The sequence below is a fragment of the Pseudomonas sp. P5_109 genome (assembly GCF_034009455.1).
Lineage (GTDB): Bacteria > Pseudomonadota > Gammaproteobacteria > Pseudomonadales > Pseudomonadaceae > Aquipseudomonas.
Window position 1 is genome coordinate 4,215,253 of sequence record NZ_CP125380.1, and the last position, 15,918, is coordinate 4,231,170.

General features: G+C 63.0%; 13 protein-coding genes. 10 read left to right on the forward strand and 3 right to left on the reverse strand.

Annotated elements, in window-relative coordinates; translation table 11 throughout:
- Positions 1–49: 49 nt before the first annotated feature.
- Genes QMK54_RS18870 through QMK54_RS18880 form a run of 3 tightly spaced genes read right to left on the reverse strand, consistent with a single transcriptional unit; the run spans position 50 to position 3,989 of the window.
- Entirely contained in the window at positions 50–1,573 is a 1,524-nt protein-coding gene (locus QMK54_RS18870) for a long-chain fatty acid--CoA ligase (protein ID WP_320401108.1), read from the reverse strand.
- A 4-nt stretch (positions 1,574–1,577) separates the two neighbouring features.
- Positions 1,578–3,134 (reverse strand): acyl-CoA synthetase, encoded by a 1,557-nt coding sequence (locus QMK54_RS18875; RefSeq protein WP_110660998.1) that lies wholly within the window; start codon positions 3,132–3,134, stop codon positions 1,578–1,580.
- A 51-nt stretch (positions 3,135–3,185) separates the two neighbouring features.
- A complete protein-coding gene (locus tag QMK54_RS18880) occupies positions 3,186–3,989 on the reverse strand; it encodes an enoyl-CoA hydratase/isomerase family protein (RefSeq protein WP_320401109.1) in 804 nt (267 codons plus the stop codon).
- Positions 3,990–4,204: 215 nt separating this feature from the next.
- On the opposite strand from QMK54_RS18880, the gene QMK54_RS18885 reads away from it, so the two are divergent.
- The 10 genes from QMK54_RS18885 to QMK54_RS18930 all read left to right on the forward strand — a co-directional run bounded on the left by QMK54_RS18885 (position 4,205) and on the right by QMK54_RS18930 (position 15,651).
- Entirely contained in the window at positions 4,205–7,027 is a 2,823-nt protein-coding gene (locus tag QMK54_RS18885; RefSeq protein WP_320401110.1) for a LuxR C-terminal-related transcriptional regulator, read from the forward strand.
- Between the two features lie 285 nt (positions 7,028–7,312).
- Positions 7,313–8,413: an acyl-CoA dehydrogenase family protein gene (locus tag QMK54_RS18890; protein WP_320402933.1), complete on the forward strand. Its 1,101-nt coding sequence runs from the start codon at positions 7,313–7,315 to the stop codon at positions 8,411–8,413.
- Between the two features lie 27 nt (positions 8,414–8,440).
- Positions 8,441–9,625 carry a lipid-transfer protein gene (locus QMK54_RS18895; RefSeq protein ID WP_223594908.1) on the forward strand — a complete coding sequence of 395 codons (1,185 nt, stop codon included), beginning with the start codon at positions 8,441–8,443 and terminating at the stop codon, positions 9,623–9,625.
- 29 nt (positions 9,626–9,654) lie between these two features.
- Complete coding sequence (locus tag QMK54_RS18900; protein WP_110662918.1) at positions 9,655–10,095, forward strand: MaoC family dehydratase N-terminal domain-containing protein; 441 nt, start codon at positions 9,655–9,657, stop codon at positions 10,093–10,095.
- Between the two features lie 14 nt (positions 10,096–10,109).
- The gene (locus QMK54_RS18905; protein WP_320401111.1) at positions 10,110–10,526 is read left to right on the forward strand and encodes a MaoC family dehydratase; all 417 of its coding nucleotides are present in this window, start codon (positions 10,110–10,112) and stop codon (positions 10,524–10,526) included.
- Between the two features lie 30 nt (positions 10,527–10,556).
- Positions 10,557–11,381 carry an SDR family NAD(P)-dependent oxidoreductase gene (locus QMK54_RS18910; RefSeq protein ID WP_110662922.1) on the forward strand — a complete coding sequence of 275 codons (825 nt, stop codon included), beginning with the start codon at positions 10,557–10,559 and terminating at the stop codon, positions 11,379–11,381.
- 205 nt (positions 11,382–11,586) lie between these two features.
- A complete protein-coding gene (locus QMK54_RS18915) occupies positions 11,587–12,231 on the forward strand; it encodes a TetR/AcrR family transcriptional regulator (protein WP_110662968.1) in 645 nt (214 codons plus the stop codon).
- A complete protein-coding gene (locus tag QMK54_RS18920; protein WP_110662970.1) occupies positions 12,228–12,860 on the forward strand; it encodes an SDR family NAD(P)-dependent oxidoreductase in 633 nt (210 codons plus the stop codon). The genes QMK54_RS18915 and QMK54_RS18920 overlap by 4 nt, the downstream gene beginning before the upstream one ends.
- A 192-nt stretch (positions 12,861–13,052) precedes the next feature.
- Positions 13,053–14,633 (forward strand): arylsulfatase, encoded by a 1,581-nt coding sequence (locus QMK54_RS18925; RefSeq protein WP_320401112.1) that lies wholly within the window; start codon positions 13,053–13,055, stop codon positions 14,631–14,633.
- 229 nt (positions 14,634–14,862) lie between these two features.
- Positions 14,863–15,651 (forward strand): glycosyltransferase family 2 protein, encoded by a 789-nt coding sequence (locus tag QMK54_RS18930; RefSeq protein ID WP_110662371.1) that lies wholly within the window; start codon positions 14,863–14,865, stop codon positions 15,649–15,651.
- Positions 15,652–15,918 lie beyond the last annotated feature (267 nt).

Below are 15,918 nucleotides of genomic sequence, written 5' to 3' on the forward strand. Positions count from 1 at the left end.
TTCAGGCAGTACGCGTTTTCGTTGACGTCCATCGCGAGCAAGCTCGCTCCTACATACGCAGTTCGCGCTTGAGGACTTTGCCGGCCGCCGACAGCGGCAGTTCATCGCGGAACTCCACGCTCTTGGGGCACTTGTAGCCCGCGATGAATTCGCGGCAATGCAGGCGCAGTTGCTCTTCATCGACCCGGGCACCCGGTTTGCGCACCACCACCGCATGCACCGCCTCGCCCCACTGCGCATGGGGAATACCGATCACCGCGGACATCGCCACGGCCGGGTGCCGCGCGAGGACATTCTCGACTTCCGCCGAGTAAACATTTTCCCCACCACTGACGATCATGTCCTTCAAGCGATCGACAATGTACAGATAGCCCTGCTCGTCCATCCACGCCGCATCGCCGGTGTACAGCCAACCCTCGCGCAACGCCCTGGCGGTTTCCTCGGGTTTGTTCCAGTAGCCCTGCATGATGTTCGCCCCGCGCACGACGATCTCGCCTACCGTGCCGCGCGGAACCTCCTGGCCTTGCGGGTCGACAATCTTCACATTGACGCCCAGGCCGCCACGCCCCACCGAGCGTGAAAGGCCGCTGATGCGCGCCTCTGGCGTGTGGTTGCATGGCAGGTTGCTCGACACCACAGGGCAGGCCTCGGTCAGGCCGTAGGAATGTGACAGCTCGATGTCCGGCAGTTTCGCCAGCACTTGCTCGACCATATCCCCGGCACTCGGTGATGCGCCGTAGGTCAGGCGCTTCAAGCTGCTCAGGTCATAATTGGCGAAGTCGGGATGAGCCAACAGCGCGAGGATCATGGTCGGCACCAGCAACGTCTCGGTGACCCGTTCGCGCTCGATCATCTGCAACGTCTGCAGCGGATCGAAACTCGACACCAGCACATGACTTTCGCCGGCCAGAAACTGGATCAACGCTCGGGCCATGCCGGCGACATGGAACAGCGGCGCGACATGCATCAGCAGGCCGTCGCGGATCGGCGGCATGTCCACCATGCGTGGCATGCACGCCGACCACAGGTTCAGGTGCGACTGCATCACCCCCTTGGGAAACCCGGTGGTGCCGCCGGTGTACATGATGCAGGCGAGGTCTTCACCGCCGCGCCCGGCGTCCTCGACCGGCGCGGATTCGGCAATCAGTTGCTCGAAACCCAGCATGCCGGCCGGCACGTCACCGTCCCCCGCGTAAATCAACAGCGGCGCACGACGCGCCCTGGCGCAAATGCCTTCGGCCAGCGCAGTGAAGTGTTCGTCGACGATGAGGATGCCGGTGCTGCAATCGTCCAGCGAATAGACAATCTCCGGCACACTCCAGCGCACATTCACCGGGTTGAGCACCCCGCCGCCCCACCACACGCCCATGATGTATTCCAGGTAGCGGTCGGAATTGAGCGCGAGCATGCCCACCCGGTCACCGGCCGCCATGCCCAGTGTCTGCAAGGCCCCCGCCAGGCGCGCGACGCGCTCGCCAAATTCGCGATAGGTCTGACGGCGGTCACCGAAGATAGTGGCGAGGTGTTCCGGGTCCTGTTGCAGGGTGCGTTGCAGGCATTGGGTCATGTACATGCTGTCAGCTCACGCCCCGGTCTTTACCGGCCCAGAACGGTTCGCGCAGATCGCGCTTGAGCACCTTGCCCGCGCCGGACAGCGGCAACGCCGTACGGAACTCCACGGATTTCGGGGTCTTGTAGCCGGCAATCTGGCGACGGCAGTGTTCGATGATCTGGGTGCTTGCCACCTCGTTATCCGGCTTGAGCACCACCACCGCGTGCACGGCTTCGCCCCACTGGGCACAGGGAATGCCGATCACCGCACAGGCGGCGACCGCCGGGTGGCTGGCGATAGCGCTTTCCACTTCGCCGGAATACACGTTCTCGCCACCGCTGACGATCATGTCCTTGAAGCGGTCGACGATGTAGATAAAGCCATCCGCGTCCATGTAGGCGCCGTCACCGGTGTGCATCCAGCCGCCGCGCAAGGCCTTGGCGGTTTCTTCGGGATTGTTCCAATAGCCGAGCATGATGTTCGGGCCACGCACCACCACTTCGCCGACAGTACCGCATGGCACTTCGTTGTCATTTTCGTCGACGATGCGCACCGTGACGCCCAGCCCCGGCCGCCCGGCCGAGCGCAGGCGACCATTGGCAATGCCCTCGGCGCTGTGGTTCTCCGGACCGTTGGCGGAAATCGGCGGCGCCGCTTCCGTCATGCCGTAGCCCTGGGTGAACTCGACGTTCGGCAAGGCTTTCAGGGCCAGTTCGAGCAAGGGCACGGCAATCGGCGAGGCGCCATAAGTCAGGCTTTGCAGGGAACTCAGGTCATGCTTGGCGAAATCGGGGTGCATGATCAGCGCTTGCAGCATGGTCGGCACGATCAGTATTTCGGTGATGCGCTCGCGCTCGATGGTGCGCATCACGTCCAGCGCATCGAAGGCCGGGACGAAAATGCTCGGCAGACCCAGTAGGGAAATCAGGATCACCCGTGACAGTGCCGCCAGGTGGAACATTGGCGCGATGTGCAGGGTCAGGGCGTCCGTCGGCACTGGCACATCGGCCGCACGGGCCACGGCGGCCGACCACAGGTTCATGTGCGACTGCATCACGCCCTTCGGCCGGCCAGTGGTGCCGCCGGTGTACATGATGCTCGCCAGGTCGTCGCCGCCACGAAAGGCGTCGTCCACGGGCGTGGCGTCACGGATCAGCTGTTCGTACGACAGCATGCCCTGCGGCAATGGCCCGTCACCGATGTGAATCAGCAACGGCCGCACTTTGGCGCTGCTGGCGATGCCCTCGGCCATGGGCAGGAAGGTGTCGTCGATCAGCAGGATGCGCGTGTCGCAGTCGTCCAGCGAATAAACGATTTCCGGCACGCTCCAGCGAATGTTCACCGGGTTGACCACGCCGCCGCCCCACCAGGTCGCGAGGAAATACTCGAGGAAGCGGTCGGAGTTCAGGCCCAGCAGGCCGACGCGGTCGCCGGTGTGCATGCCCAGTTGCTGCAAGGCCCCGGCGAGGCGCGCCACCCGGTCGGCCTGTTCGGCATAGGTGCGGCGGCGGTCGCGAAAGACCGTCGCCAGGGCATGAGGGCTTTGCTGCAGCATGCGATGCAGGCCTTGGGTCAGATACATGAGGTGCTCCTGTGAATTATTGTTGTCAGGTAACGAACGCGACGCTGCGGATCAGGTGCCGGTGTATTTCGGTAGACGTTGCTCGACCTGGGCCATGCGCCCTTCGTTGTGATCCTCGCTGTCGCGCAGCAGGCCCCAATGCAGATGGGCCTGGGTGACGAAGTCCCGGGGGGCCAGGTGGGCGGTCTGCAGGGCCAGGCGCTTGATCGACTGCACCGCCAGCGGGCCGTTGGCGGCAATGCGTTCGGCCAGGGCCAGGGCCGCCGGCAGGACACGGTCCTGGGGCAGGCGCTCGATGATCAAGCCAATCGTCAAGGCCTCCTCGGCGTTGATCGACTCCCCGGTCAGGGCCATTTTCATGGCGTGGGCCGCTGGAATCGCCCGCAGCAAGTACTGCACGCCACCGGCAGCCGGAATGGTCGCGTCGCACACTTCGGGCAGCCCGAACGTGGCGCCGATCGACGCGATGCGCAGATCGCATTGCAGCGCCAGCTCAAGTCCGCCGCCCAGGCAAGCACCATTGATGGCGGCAATCACCGGTTTCCAGATGTCCAGGTCGCTGAGGTCGAACAGCCGGCTGTAGCCGCCCTCCTCGGCTTCGGTCTCGCGGCTTTTGAGGGTACCGGCGACAAAACCGGATGCCGCCAGCAGCGATTCCTTGTGGCTGGCACCGCTGCAGAACGCGCGCTCACCGGCACCGGTCAGGACGATGACCCGCACCTGCTCGTCATCCTGGCAGGCACCCAGGGTCTTGCGCAGGTGCGTCAGGTCGCTGGCGCTCAGCGCATTGTTCGACTGTTGCGCATCGAGCGTGATCAGTGCCACGTGATCGATGATCTTGAACTGAATGGCCATGGGCTAACTCCTGCGCTCCACTGCTGCTCCGCGGTTTTGATGGAGCGCCACGCGGCACTCCTGTTGTTATGCCGTCCAGTAGATCAATCCGTGATTCGCCGACGACCACCCGCATCGGGTGGTGGATGCACAAGTCAGGGTCATGACTGGCGGGCTCTGGGTTACACTCGAGTGGATTCGTGCCCTCTTAAAACAAAAATGATTCGGACAGCCCCATGGACAAACACCGCAAGTCCAATGCATCGGACACTATCGCGAGCCAGGTCTTGAATCCGACACAGTCCCCGATCGTCAGCACCAAACTGATTCCGCCGCGCAGCGCCGGACGCCTGATTTCCCGCGAGCGCCTGCAGGATCAAATGCTCAAGGCCCGCCGCCTGCGTTGCATCGTGCTCAAGGGGCCGGCCGGCTGCGGCAAGACCTCGACCCTGATTGCCTGGCGCCAGGCGCTGTTGCCGTTGGGGTTCGACGTGGCGTGGCTGACGCTGTCGGCGGATGACAACGAACTGACGCGCTTTCTTGACTATCTGCTGGCAAGCCTCGGCCAGATCGACCCGCTGCTCGTGCGTGAAGCCACGCAACTGGAAGGTCGCGGCATCGACAGCGAAGCCGTGGAGCGCACCGTCATCACCCTGGTGCGCAGCATTGCCAGCCGGGGCCGCGAACTGGTGCTGGTCCTCGATGACCTGCACCACCTCACCGACGTGGGCATTCACCAGGCCCTGCAATGGCTGATCGACTACGCCCCGGCCAACCTGCATCTGGCGGTGGTGTCGCGCAGTGCCGTGCCATTGTCCCTGGCGCGGTTGCGCAGCCAGGAGCTGGTGCTGGAGCTGAACCTGCGGGACTTGCGCTTCACCCCGGTTGAGTCTGAACAGTTCCTCAAGGCGCAGTTGGGCGAGATCAACGCCCGCGACGCCAAGCTCATGCACGAGCTGACCGATGGCTGGGTCGCCGGCCTGCAACTGCTCGCCGTCAGCCGCAAAAAGAACCGCCCGCCCGCCGTCACGGACACCACGTCGGTGCAAACAGAGCTACGGGACAATCAGGCCTTCGCCCGGTTCTTTGAAATCGAAGTACTGTCCCACCTGTCGCCAACCGACCTCGACCTGCTGCTGCTCATGGCCGTGTGCAACCGCTTCTGCGCCTCGTTGTGCGCCGCCTTGAGCGGTCACCCGCAAGCGGTCGACGACGCCAATGCGCTGCTGGCGCGGCTGGAGCGGGACAACCTGTTCCTGATCCCGGTCGACAGCGCCGAGCGTGAAACCTGGTATCGCCTGCACCCATTGCTGCGCGAAACCCTGCTCAAGTATTTCGACTCGCGCAGCAAGGCCGAGCAACAAGCGGTGCACGTGCGGGCATGGAACTGGTTCCGCGAGCACAATCACCTGGATGAAGCGGTGCACCATGCAGTCATGGGCGGCGACCCGGCTGCCGCCGCCGACCTGGTGGAACAACACGCCGAAGCGCTGTACGCCCATGGTGACCTGCGCATGTTGATCGAGCTGGTGCGGCTGTTGCCGGTCGAGCAGGTCCAGGCCCGGATCAAGCTGCGCATCCTGAAGACGCGGATGCAGCTGTATGCCCGGGATTTCGCGGCCTGCACCGCCAGCCTCGAACAACTGTTCCGCGACGTTCCCGAGAGCGAAGTGCATGACCGCTTCATGATCTCGCTGCTGCGCGCCTCCCTCGCCCTGCAACGCGATGACACCGACGCGGCCATGACGGTCCTGCCGCAATTGCTCAACCCGCCGCCGGGCAGCAACAGCGTGGCCATCGGTTCCTGCGCCAACATCCTGTCCTGGCTGTACATGCATCGTGGCGAATACGAAAAGGCCCGGCAGGTACAACTCGACCGCCCGAACCTGCTGATCAATGGCCAGCCGCTGCTGGGGACCACCGCCGGCAGCCTTCAGGGTCGTTGCATGATTGGCTTGAGCCTGGCCCTCGAAGGCCAGATGACCCAGGCGGAACGGGTTTACCGTGACGTGCTGCATGAGGCCAACCAGTGCGGCAAGGCCGGTGCCGACGCGACCTACCTCTCCGCCGCGCTGCTCGGTGAGGTGCTGTACGAGACCAACGATGTCGACGCCGCATTCAACATGCTCTCGGGCTGGATCGACATCCTCGAACGGATTTCGATTCCCGATTCCGTGCTGCGTGTGCTGCAAGTGCTGTGGAATGTGCAATGGCTGGCGGGCAACCAGCAGGAGGCCCTGGCGTTTGTCGAGCGCCTGGATGAGTACGCGATCAAACTCGGCCTGGAGCGCCTGCAAGCCTACTGCCTGACCTGGCAGGTGCGCTGGCTGCTGATTCTCGGGGAGAGCGCACAAGCCCAGGCCAAGCTGGCGCGCCTGGAAGCCATCGACGCGCGTTACCCGGATGCCGGGCACACGGCGCTCAAGGAAATCCACATCCTGGCCGAGAACGCCCGCGCTCGCTGGCAACTCGCCCAGGGCGACCTGGACGGAGCCTCCATCCGCATCGAACAGTTGATCGAGACGTGTGAAAAACACCGCCGCCAACTTGGGACGGTACGCCTGATGGTGCTCAGTGCGGTGATCGAGACCGAACGGGGCCGCCATGAGCAGGCGCGGGACAAGGTCATGGAAGCCTTGCGCCGGGGCCAACGCTTCGGCCTGGTGCGCAGCCTGCTCGACGCCCATCCGAATGCATTGAAACTGATCGGCGATATCGCCAGCCGTGAAGCCCTGGACCCGGTGCTGGCGTTTTACGTCGAGCGCCTGCAGGCGGCCGAGGCCACGGCCCCGACGGTCTCGAAGGCCAAGCCGGCGACAGCGACCACCAGCAAACCACTGGCGGCCGGAATCGAGCCACTGAGCGAGCGCGAAATCGAAGTCGTGCGCCTGCTGGCCCAGGCCCTGCCCAACAAGAAAATCGCCCGCGCCCTGGGGCTGTCCCCGGAAACCGTGAAATGGCACCTGAGCCATATCTACAGCAAGCTCGGCGTCAGCAGCCGCGATGAAGCGGTGGCGCGGGTGCGGGATCTGGAATCGCAAAGCGATACCGGCCTGTAGAGCACTCTGTAGGAGCGAGCCTGCTCGCGATGGACGTCAACGATAACGCGCCCTCGCAGAATGAACGCGGTGTCCTTGAGTTCATCGCGAGCAAGCTCGCTCCTACAGGACTACGCGCTCTGTTCTTCTGAATTTCCGCCCGCCACCCACCTCGGGTGGCGTTCGCTCGCGGCCCCCCACCTATCGTAACCCTCAAATCACAGGCGCTTGGCCCAATGCCGGCCCGCTATCTTTGAGGAGTCTTGCGTGCACATCGCCCGAACCGTTTTCCGCGACGACCATGAGATGTTCCGCACCACCGTGCGCCGTTTTTTCGAGCGTGAATGCCTGCCGCGCCAGGCGGCCTGGGACAAGGCCGGCCAGGTCGACCGGGAAACCTGGCTCAAGGCCGGTCGCGAAGGTCTGCTCGGCATCACCCTGCCCACCGAGTACGGCGGTGGCGGCGGCGACTTCGGCCACTGTGCGGTGTTCAACGAAGAGTTCGCCCGGGCCGGCGTGAGCGGTGCCTACTTCGGCATGCACTCCGACGTGATCGCCCCATACATCAATCGCTGCGGCAATGAAGAGCAAAAGCAAAAGTGGCTGCCAGGCATCTGCTCAGGCGAAATCATCCTCGCCATCGCCATGACCGAACCCGGCACCGGCAGCGACCTCAAGGCCGTGCGCACCAGCGCCGTGCGCGAGGGTGACGAGTACGTGATCAATGGCAGCAAGACCTTCATCAGCAACGGCCTGACCGCCGACCTGGTGATCGTCGTGTGCAAGACCGACCCGGCCGCTGGCGCCAAGGGCATCAGCCTGATTGCCGTGGAGACCAGCCGCGCCGGTTTCAAGCATGGCCGCAAGCTGGAAAAGGTCGGCCAGCACGCCCAGGACACCGCCGAGCTGTTCTTCGACAACGTCCGCGTGCCGGTCGGTAACCGCCTGGGCGAGGAAGGCCTGGGCTTCACCTACCTGATGGGCGAACTACCGCAAGAACGTTTTTCCATCGCGGTCTCCGCCGCCGCCAAGCTGGAGCGCCTGCTTGAGCAAACCATCGAGTACGTAAAGGACCGCAAGGCCTTCAACCAGACCGTGTGGGACTTCCAGAACAGCAAATTCAAGCTCGCCGACATCAAGGCCCAGGCCACCGCCCTGCGGGTGATGGTCGACTACTACCTGGGCGAACACATGCGTCGCCGGCTGACCCTCGAAGAAGCCGCCATCGCCAAGCTGCACACCACCGAAACCGTGTGGAAATGCATCGACGACATGGTCCAGTTGCACGGCGGCTACGGCTACATGATGGAGTACCCGATCGCCCGCGCGTTCGTCGACATGCGCGTCAACCGCATCTACGGCGGCACCAGTGAAGTCATGCGCGAAATGATCGCGCGCAAGCTCTGAATCTCTCAAACAACAAGGAAAACAACGATGAGCAATAAAGTGTTCGTTGCTGGCGTCGGCATGATCCAGTTCAAGAAACCGGGGACCAACGAGCCCTACGACATCATGGGTGAGCAGGCGATTCGCCTGGCCCTGGCCGATTGCGGCCTGGACTTCAGTGACATCCAGCAGGCCTACGCCGGTTACGTCTACGGCGACTCCACCTGCGGCCAGAAAGCCCTGTACCGCGTCGGCATGACCGGCATCCCACTGGTCAACGTCAACAACAACTGCGCCACCGGTTCCAGCGCGCTGTTCCTGGCTCGTCAGGCCGTGGCCAGCGGTGCGGTGGACTGCGCCCTGGCATTCGGCTTCGAACAAATGAATCCGGGTGCGCTGAAATCCGCCTGGACCGACCGCGCCCCGGCCACCGAACGCGCCCTCAAGCTGACCAACGAACTGGTGGGCATGCCCGACCTGCCGACCGCCATCCGCCAGTTCGCCGGCGCCGGCTACGCGCACATGCAGAAGTACGGCACCCGCCTGGAAACCTTCGCCAAGATCCGCGCCAAGGCCAGCCGTCACGCGGCCAACAACCCGCTGGCCGTGTTCCGCAACGTGGTCAGCACCGAAGAAGTGCTGGCCGCGCCGATGCTCTGGGAAGGCGTGTTGACGCGCCTGATGGCCTGCCCGCCGACCTGCGGCGCCGCCGCGAGCATCGTGGTGTCCGAGGCCTTCGCGAAAAAGCATGGCCTGCGCACCGACGTGCTGATGGCCGGCCAGGCCCTGACCACCGACCTGCCGAGCACCTACGACGCCAAGGACATGATCCGCGTGGTCGGTTTCGACATGACGCGCATGGCTGCTGATATCGCCTACAACCAGGCCGGCATCGGCCCGGAAGACATCAACGTGATCGAACTGCACGACTGCTTTGCGCAGAACGAACTGCTGACCTACGAAGGCCTCGGCCTGTGTGCCGAAGGCGGCGCCGAGCAACTGGTCAACGACGGCGACAACACCTACGGCGGCCAATGGGTGACCAACCCGTCCGGCGGCCTGCTCTCCAAGGGCCACCCGCTGGGCGCCACCGGCCTTGCGCAGTGCTACGAGCTGACCCACCAGTTGCGCGGCACCGCCGAGCAACGCCAGGTGCAGAACGCGCGCATCGCCGTGCAACACAACCTCGGCCTGGGCGGCGCCTGCGTCGTCACCGTGTACCAGAAAAACTGAAACGGCCAGCGATCCAGGGAGTCATTCAGATGATCGACAAAAAACACATCGGCAAGCAGTTGCCCACCTTCCTCGTCACCGCCGAAGCCGGGCAACTGCGCTTCTTCGCCAAGGCCACCGGGGAAACCAACCCGGTCTACTTCGACGAGCAGGCCGCTCGCGACGCCGGGCATCCAGCCCTGCCGCTGCCGCCAACCTTCCTGTTCTCGCTGGAGTTCCAGATCCCGTCCAACGCCTGGCGCGACGAACTGGGCATCGTCACCGCGCGCATCCTGCACGGTGAAGAGTCGTTCCGTTATCACCGCATGGCCTATGCCGGCGACACCCTGCGTTTCGATGTGCGCATCGCCGACATCTACGACAAAAAAGGCGGCGCGCTGGAATTCGTGGTGCGCGAAACCCGAGTCACCAACCAGCATGGTGAGCACGTCGCGGACCTGCGCAGCGTGCTCGTGCAGCGCAACAGCTGAAGCGGAGAACACTGATGAACGCGATTAGCCTGGAAAAAATCAACATCGGCGACAGCCTGCCACCGCTGGCGATACCGCCGATCAACCGCACCACGCTGGGGCTGTTTGCCGGCGCGTCGGGCGACCACAACGCCATTCACATCGACACCGATTACGCACGCAAGGCCGGCATGCCCGACGTGTTCGCCCACGGCATGTTGTCGATGGCCTACCTCGGTCGCTTGCTGACCCAGTGGGTCGATCAGCGCCAGTTGCGCGAGTTCGGCGTGCGCTTTCTCGGCATTACCCACCTGGGCCACCAGATCAACTGCACCGGCACCGTCGTTGAGCGCTTCGACATCGAAGGCGAGCAACGGATCAAGGTCGAAGTGCGCACCACCAACCAATACGGCGAGACCAAGATCGTTGGTGACGCCGTGATCGCTCTGTAAACAAACCCAAGAATTGAGGAGCAACACCCCATGGCAAAACTCGAAGGCAAAGTCGCACTGGTCACCGGTTCCGGTCGTGGCATCGGTCAGCAAATCGCCCTGAAACTGGCGAGCGAAGGCGCGCGCATCGTGATCAACGACCTGGACGCCGATCCGGCCCACGAGACCGCTGAGTTGATCCGCAAGATGGGTGGCGAAGCCGCCGTGTGCCACGGCAACGTCAGCGCCCCGGACTTCGGTGACCGCTACGTGAAGACCGCGATGGACAACTTCGGCAGCATCGACATCATCGTCAACAACGCCGGCTACACCTGGGACGACGTGATCCAGAAGATGAGCGACGAGCAGTGGTACGCCATTCTCGACTGCCACATGACCGCGCCATTCCGCATCCTGCGTGCGGCCTACCCGATCATCAAGGCCCAGGCCCTGGCGGACGCGGCAGCCGAGCGTGAAGTGTTCCGCAAAGTGGTGAACATCTCGTCGGTTTCGGCTCTCAACGGCAACGCCGGGCAGATGAACTATTCCTCGGCCAAGGCCGGTGTGATCGGCATGACCCGCGCGCTGGCCCGCGAATGGGGCCGCTTCAAGGTCAACGTCAACGCCGTGGCCTTCGGTTTCATCGAAACCCGCATGACCAAGGCTGATGCCCACGCCGGCGCCACGGTGAACATCGAAGGCCGTGACATCCGCGTCGGCATCAGCCCGGAAGCCGCCAAGTCGTTCGCCCAGCGCAACCCGCTGGGCCGTCCGGGCACCGTGCAGGAAGCGGCCGACGCCGTGTACCTGTTCTGCTCGCCGGAGTCGAACTACATCACGGCGCAGACCATCGCGGTGGCGGGCAATCTGCAATAACCGATAAGCACCAATCCTTGTGGCGAGGGGGCTTGCCCCCGTTGGGCTGCGCAGCGGCCCCCCAAACCCGGCAATCGCATTTTTTCTGACGCATCTCATTGTCCGGTTCTGCGGGTGCTTCGCACCCGAACGGGGGCAAGCCCCCTCGCCACAAAAGCTCTTTCGCCACAACTCTGATTGAGTTTGATGACCGCAGGATCACACCATGAACATGACTGAAAGCACCATCCGCCTGGCAGCCATCAAACTGATCTCGCGTAACGGCTACGGGTCGATGAGCCTGCGTCAGCTGGCTGCCGAATCGGGGATCAACTCCTCGACGCTGTACCTCTATTACCAGGGCAAAGGTGAGTTGCTGCTGGAGCTGATCCTCGAATACTTCGAGACAATGTCCCAGGAGTGGGCTCGATGCCGCCCTGCCTTAGCGCGTGCCGATGGCAAACTCCGCGCTTTCGTGGCCTGCCATGTGCGCTATCACCTGGAACATCAGGACCAGGCAGTACTCGGCAACCTGGAATACCGGAGCCTGGACGAAGAGTCCCTGGCCCTGGTGCGCCAGGCCCGCCGGGTGTACCTCAAAGACCTGCAAGACCTACTCGAACAAGGCATTCGGGAAGGTTCGCTGAGCTGCGCCGAACCGAAATTGATGGCCCGGACCCTGTTCAACATGCTCACCCACGCCTGTGTCTGGTATCAGGCCGATGGCCGCTGGAGCATCGACGACGTCATCCGCCATTACTCGGAACTGGTGCTGAAAATGCTCGGCGCCATGCCCATCGCATCACCTCGCACACCCGTGCGCCGTGCGGCCATTACCCGCCGCGCCGCGCCACTGGAGGCCGTTTCATGAGCGACCTCATGCAACCCTTTTCCATGGCCGGTAAAACCGTGCTGGTGGCCGATGCCACCACGCAACTCGGTGCCCATTTCGCCCGGCTGATCAGCCTCGCAGGCGCCCGGGTGGCCCTCGGCGCGCAATGTCCTGCGCAGCTTGAGCAGTTACAAGCCGACCTGCGCTGGGATGGCGGCGAAGTGCTGATCGTCAGCCTCGACAGCACCCGCCGTCCCAGCATCGAGGCGGCACTCGATGCCGTCGAGGAGCGCTTCGGCAGCGTCGATGTGCTGATCAACAACAGCGCCGAGCGCGAACATTTGGCGCGCAACAACCACCTGGTCCATTGCACCAGCCGGCACATGATCAAGGCCGAGCGTGGCGGCAGCATCGTCAACATCGACCCGCCACCGCGCCCGATCAGCGAGCCCAACCCGTGTTTGCGCGCCAACAGCAGCCTGATCCGCATGAGCCGGGCCATGGCCCAGTCGCTGACGCCGCACCGGATTCGGGTCAACGTGATTGCCGCCGGACGCGGCAAGGACGCAGGGCTGCAAGAGCTCAACGGCCCCTTGTTGTTGCTGGCCAGCGGCGCCGGTGCCAGCGTCACCGGCGCGGTGCTGCACGTCGACAACCGCAATATCTGAACAGACGTAGGAGGCGGCTTGCTCGCGATGGCGGCCTTGAATTGTGCAGCGATCTTTCGGGCCTCATCGCTGGCAAGCCAACTCCTACAAGGGATGTGTGCCACCTGATTTGGGTGGCGTGTCGTCGCGGGCAACCCTTGAACATCGGGATCGGTCGCCCTGCGCGACGCCCGTCAACAAGGAGCCAGTCAGATGACTCGCATAAAAAAGTGGCTGCCGAAACTCGCCTTCATGGCGACAACGGTCATGGCAATCGCGGCGAATGCCGCTGACAAACCCAACATCCTGGTGATCTTCGGCGATGACATCGGCCAGACCAACATCAGCGCCTATTCCATGGGCGTGGTCGGCTACAAGACCCCGAACATCGACCGCATCGCCCACGAAGGCATGCTGTTCACCGACTACTACGCGGAAAACAGCTGCACCGCCGGGCGCTCGTCGTTCATCACCGGCCAGTCACCGCTGCGCACCGGCCTGACTAAAGTCGGCGTGCCGGGTGCACCCATCGGCATTCAGAAGCGCGACATCACCCTCGCCCAGGCCCTCAAGTCCCAGGGCTACGCCACCGGCCAGTTCGGCAAGAACCACCTCGGTGATCGCGACGAATACCTGCCGACCAACCACGGTTTCGACGAGTTCTTCGGCAACCTGTATCACCTCAACGCCGAAGAAGAACCCGAGCGCCCGTACTGGCCCAAGGATGACCCGGACTTCGTCAAATCCCGCACCCCACGGGGCGTGATCCACAGCTACGCCGACGGCAAGATCGAAGACACCGGCGCGCTGACCACCAAGCGCATGGAAACCATCGACGACGAAACCACGGCGGCCGCGCAAGCGTTCATCGAGAAACAGGCCAAGTCGGACAAGCCTTTCTTCGTCTGGATGAACACCACGCGCATGCACGTGTTCACCCACGTGCGCGAATCGATCAAGGGCCAGAGCGGCATGCCCGGCAACGAGTACGCCGACGGCATGCTCGAACACGACGGCGACGTCGGCAAACTGCTGCAGACCCTCGACGACCTGAAGATCGCCGACAACACCATCGTCGTCTACACCACCGACAACGGCCCGAACCAGTTCTCCTGGCCGGACGCGGCGACCACGCCGTTCCGTAACGAGAAAAACTCCAACTGGGAAGGCGCGTACCGGGTGCCGGCAATCGTGCGCTGGCCGGGCAAGATCAAGGCCGGTGAAGTGTCCAACGAGATATTCTCGGGCATGGACTGGTTCCCTACCCTGCTCGCCGCGGCGGGCGATACCGAGGTGAAGGACAAACTGCTCAAGGGTTGGGCACCCACCTCGGGCGGCACCAGCTTCAAGGTGCACCTGGACGGCTACAACCAGTTGCCATACCTGACCGGCCAAGCACCCAAGGGTGAGCGCCGCGAGTTCTACTACTTCAACGACGACGGCGTGCTGGTCTCCATGCGCTTCGACAACTGGAAAGTGGTGTTCGCCGAACAGCGCGAACCCGGCGGCTTTGCAGTGTGGAGCAGCCCCTTCGTGCCGCTGCGCGTGCCCAAGCTGTTCAACCTGCGCATGGACCCCTATGAGCGGGCTGACCTGGTCTCGGATCAGTACAACGACTGGCTCGTGAAAAACTCCTACCTGCTGGCCGCCGGCGTGGCCAAGGCTGCGCGCTTCCTGCAAACCTTCATCGAATACCCGCCGAGCCAGAAACCCGCGAGCTTCAGCATTGACCAGATCCGCGCTGCGGTAGACGCGAAAATCGAAGAGAAGATGAAAAGCCAGGCCAAACCGTAAACCGCACTTCACTCAAAAAGTCCTGGAGGACAAACACCGTACCTGTGGCGAGGGAGCTTGCTCCCGCTGGACTGCGCAGCTGGCCCACTTTTTTGGGGCCGCTTCGCGCCCCAGCGGGAGCAAGCTCCCTCGCCACAATCGGTGCTTTGTCGTCGAGGTGTGAAATTAAGCTTGGGCTAAGGTTGCCTGTTTAATCTTCGACACTTTCGGTTAGTCGAGCATTTCGAAGATGGCAAAACCTCCGTTCAGCATCGTTCTGGTGAATTACAAAACCCTTGATTTGACCAGGATCTGCCTGGACCTGTTACGCGAGCCTGCACGAAAAGCCGGAATCCCGGTCTGGGTGGTCGATAACGATTCGGCGGACGCCAGCAGCGAGTATTTGCGCTCACTCGACTGGATCAACCTGATCGAACGCGACGCCCCCAGCAAAGAGCCGGGCCACATCGCCCATGGCAAGGCGCTGGACATGGCACTGGCCAGGGTCAATACCGACTATCTGTTCCTGATGCACACCGACACCTTCGTCTTCGATGCAGACGTCTTCGCGATGATGTTGGACCACTGCACCAGGGATCGAAAGGTCATCGCGGTCGGCTGCACCGAGCAACTCAATCGCGGCTTGCCAAGGACTGTCTGGCGCTTCAGCTCACGCTTCGCCAAGCACCATTTCCGCCGCCTGAAACTGTCCCTGGGCCTGCGTTCAAAAGAACCGAAACCCTACACCGAGACTTACCTGAAAAGCTTCTGCACCCTGTGGAATTGCAAGCTGATGAAGCAGCAGGGTTTGCATTTCCAGATCGATGATCGTGTGCCCGGTTATGAGCTGCAAGACCGCGTGATCAACCTTGGCTATAAGGTCATGTTTCTTTCGCCCGGCAAGATCTTCAAGTACCTGGATCACGTGCAGGCCGGCACCGTTGCTGCCGCTGGAGGATATGGCCAGGGTCATCGGCGGACAAAGATGTACCAGGACATTCTCAAGCGCTTCGGTGCCGCCAACACCTCGATGTCTTGAACTAACCTGCGCCCTCAAAAAAGCCCACCGACCGTCGCCGATTCAGTGGGCTTTTTCACATCAGGCTAAAAATCTGGGGCCTTTGGATATGATCACGGTCCCTTGTAGGAGCCGGCTTGCCGGCGATGGTCGTCAACGATAACGCCTAAATCGGGTAAAACGCGTTGCCCTGGAGTTTTTCGCGAGCAGGCTCGCTCCTACAGGGAATCCAGGGTATTTCGAGGGTAGTCATTGGCGATCACGGTCCCTTGTAGGAGCCGGCTTGCT

What these genes read in the sequence shown, in the direction of transcription:
- QMK54_RS18870 (WP_320401108.1), bottom strand. Translation starts at nt 1,573, where the DNA reads ATGTACATGACCCAATGCCTGCAACGCACCCTGCAACAGGACCCGGAA.
- QMK54_RS18875 (WP_110660998.1), bottom strand. Translation starts at nt 3,134, where the DNA reads ATGTATCTGACCCAAGGCCTGCATCGCATGCTGCAGCAAAGCCCTCAT.
- QMK54_RS18880 (WP_320401109.1), bottom strand. Translation starts at nt 3,989, where the DNA reads ATGGCCATTCAGTTCAAGATCATCGATCACGTGGCACTGATCACGCTC.
- QMK54_RS18885 (WP_320401110.1), top strand. Translation starts at nt 4,205, where the DNA reads ATGGACAAACACCGCAAGTCCAATGCATCGGACACTATCGCGAGCCAG.
- QMK54_RS18890 (WP_320402933.1), top strand. Translation starts at nt 7,313, where the DNA reads ATGTTCCGCACCACCGTGCGCCGTTTTTTCGAGCGTGAATGCCTGCCG.
- QMK54_RS18895 (WP_223594908.1), top strand. Translation starts at nt 8,441, where the DNA reads ATGAGCAATAAAGTGTTCGTTGCTGGCGTCGGCATGATCCAGTTCAAG.
- QMK54_RS18900 (WP_110662918.1), top strand. Translation starts at nt 9,655, where the DNA reads ATGATCGACAAAAAACACATCGGCAAGCAGTTGCCCACCTTCCTCGTC.
- QMK54_RS18905 (WP_320401111.1), top strand. Translation starts at nt 10,110, where the DNA reads ATGAACGCGATTAGCCTGGAAAAAATCAACATCGGCGACAGCCTGCCA.
- QMK54_RS18910 (WP_110662922.1), top strand. Translation starts at nt 10,557, where the DNA reads ATGGCAAAACTCGAAGGCAAAGTCGCACTGGTCACCGGTTCCGGTCGT.
- QMK54_RS18915 (WP_110662968.1), top strand. Translation starts at nt 11,587, where the DNA reads ATGAACATGACTGAAAGCACCATCCGCCTGGCAGCCATCAAACTGATC.
- QMK54_RS18920 (WP_110662970.1), top strand. Translation starts at nt 12,228, where the DNA reads ATGAGCGACCTCATGCAACCCTTTTCCATGGCCGGTAAAACCGTGCTG.
- QMK54_RS18925 (WP_320401112.1), top strand. Translation starts at nt 13,053, where the DNA reads ATGACTCGCATAAAAAAGTGGCTGCCGAAACTCGCCTTCATGGCGACA.
- QMK54_RS18930 (WP_110662371.1), top strand. Translation starts at nt 14,863, where the DNA reads ATGGCAAAACCTCCGTTCAGCATCGTTCTGGTGAATTACAAAACCCTT.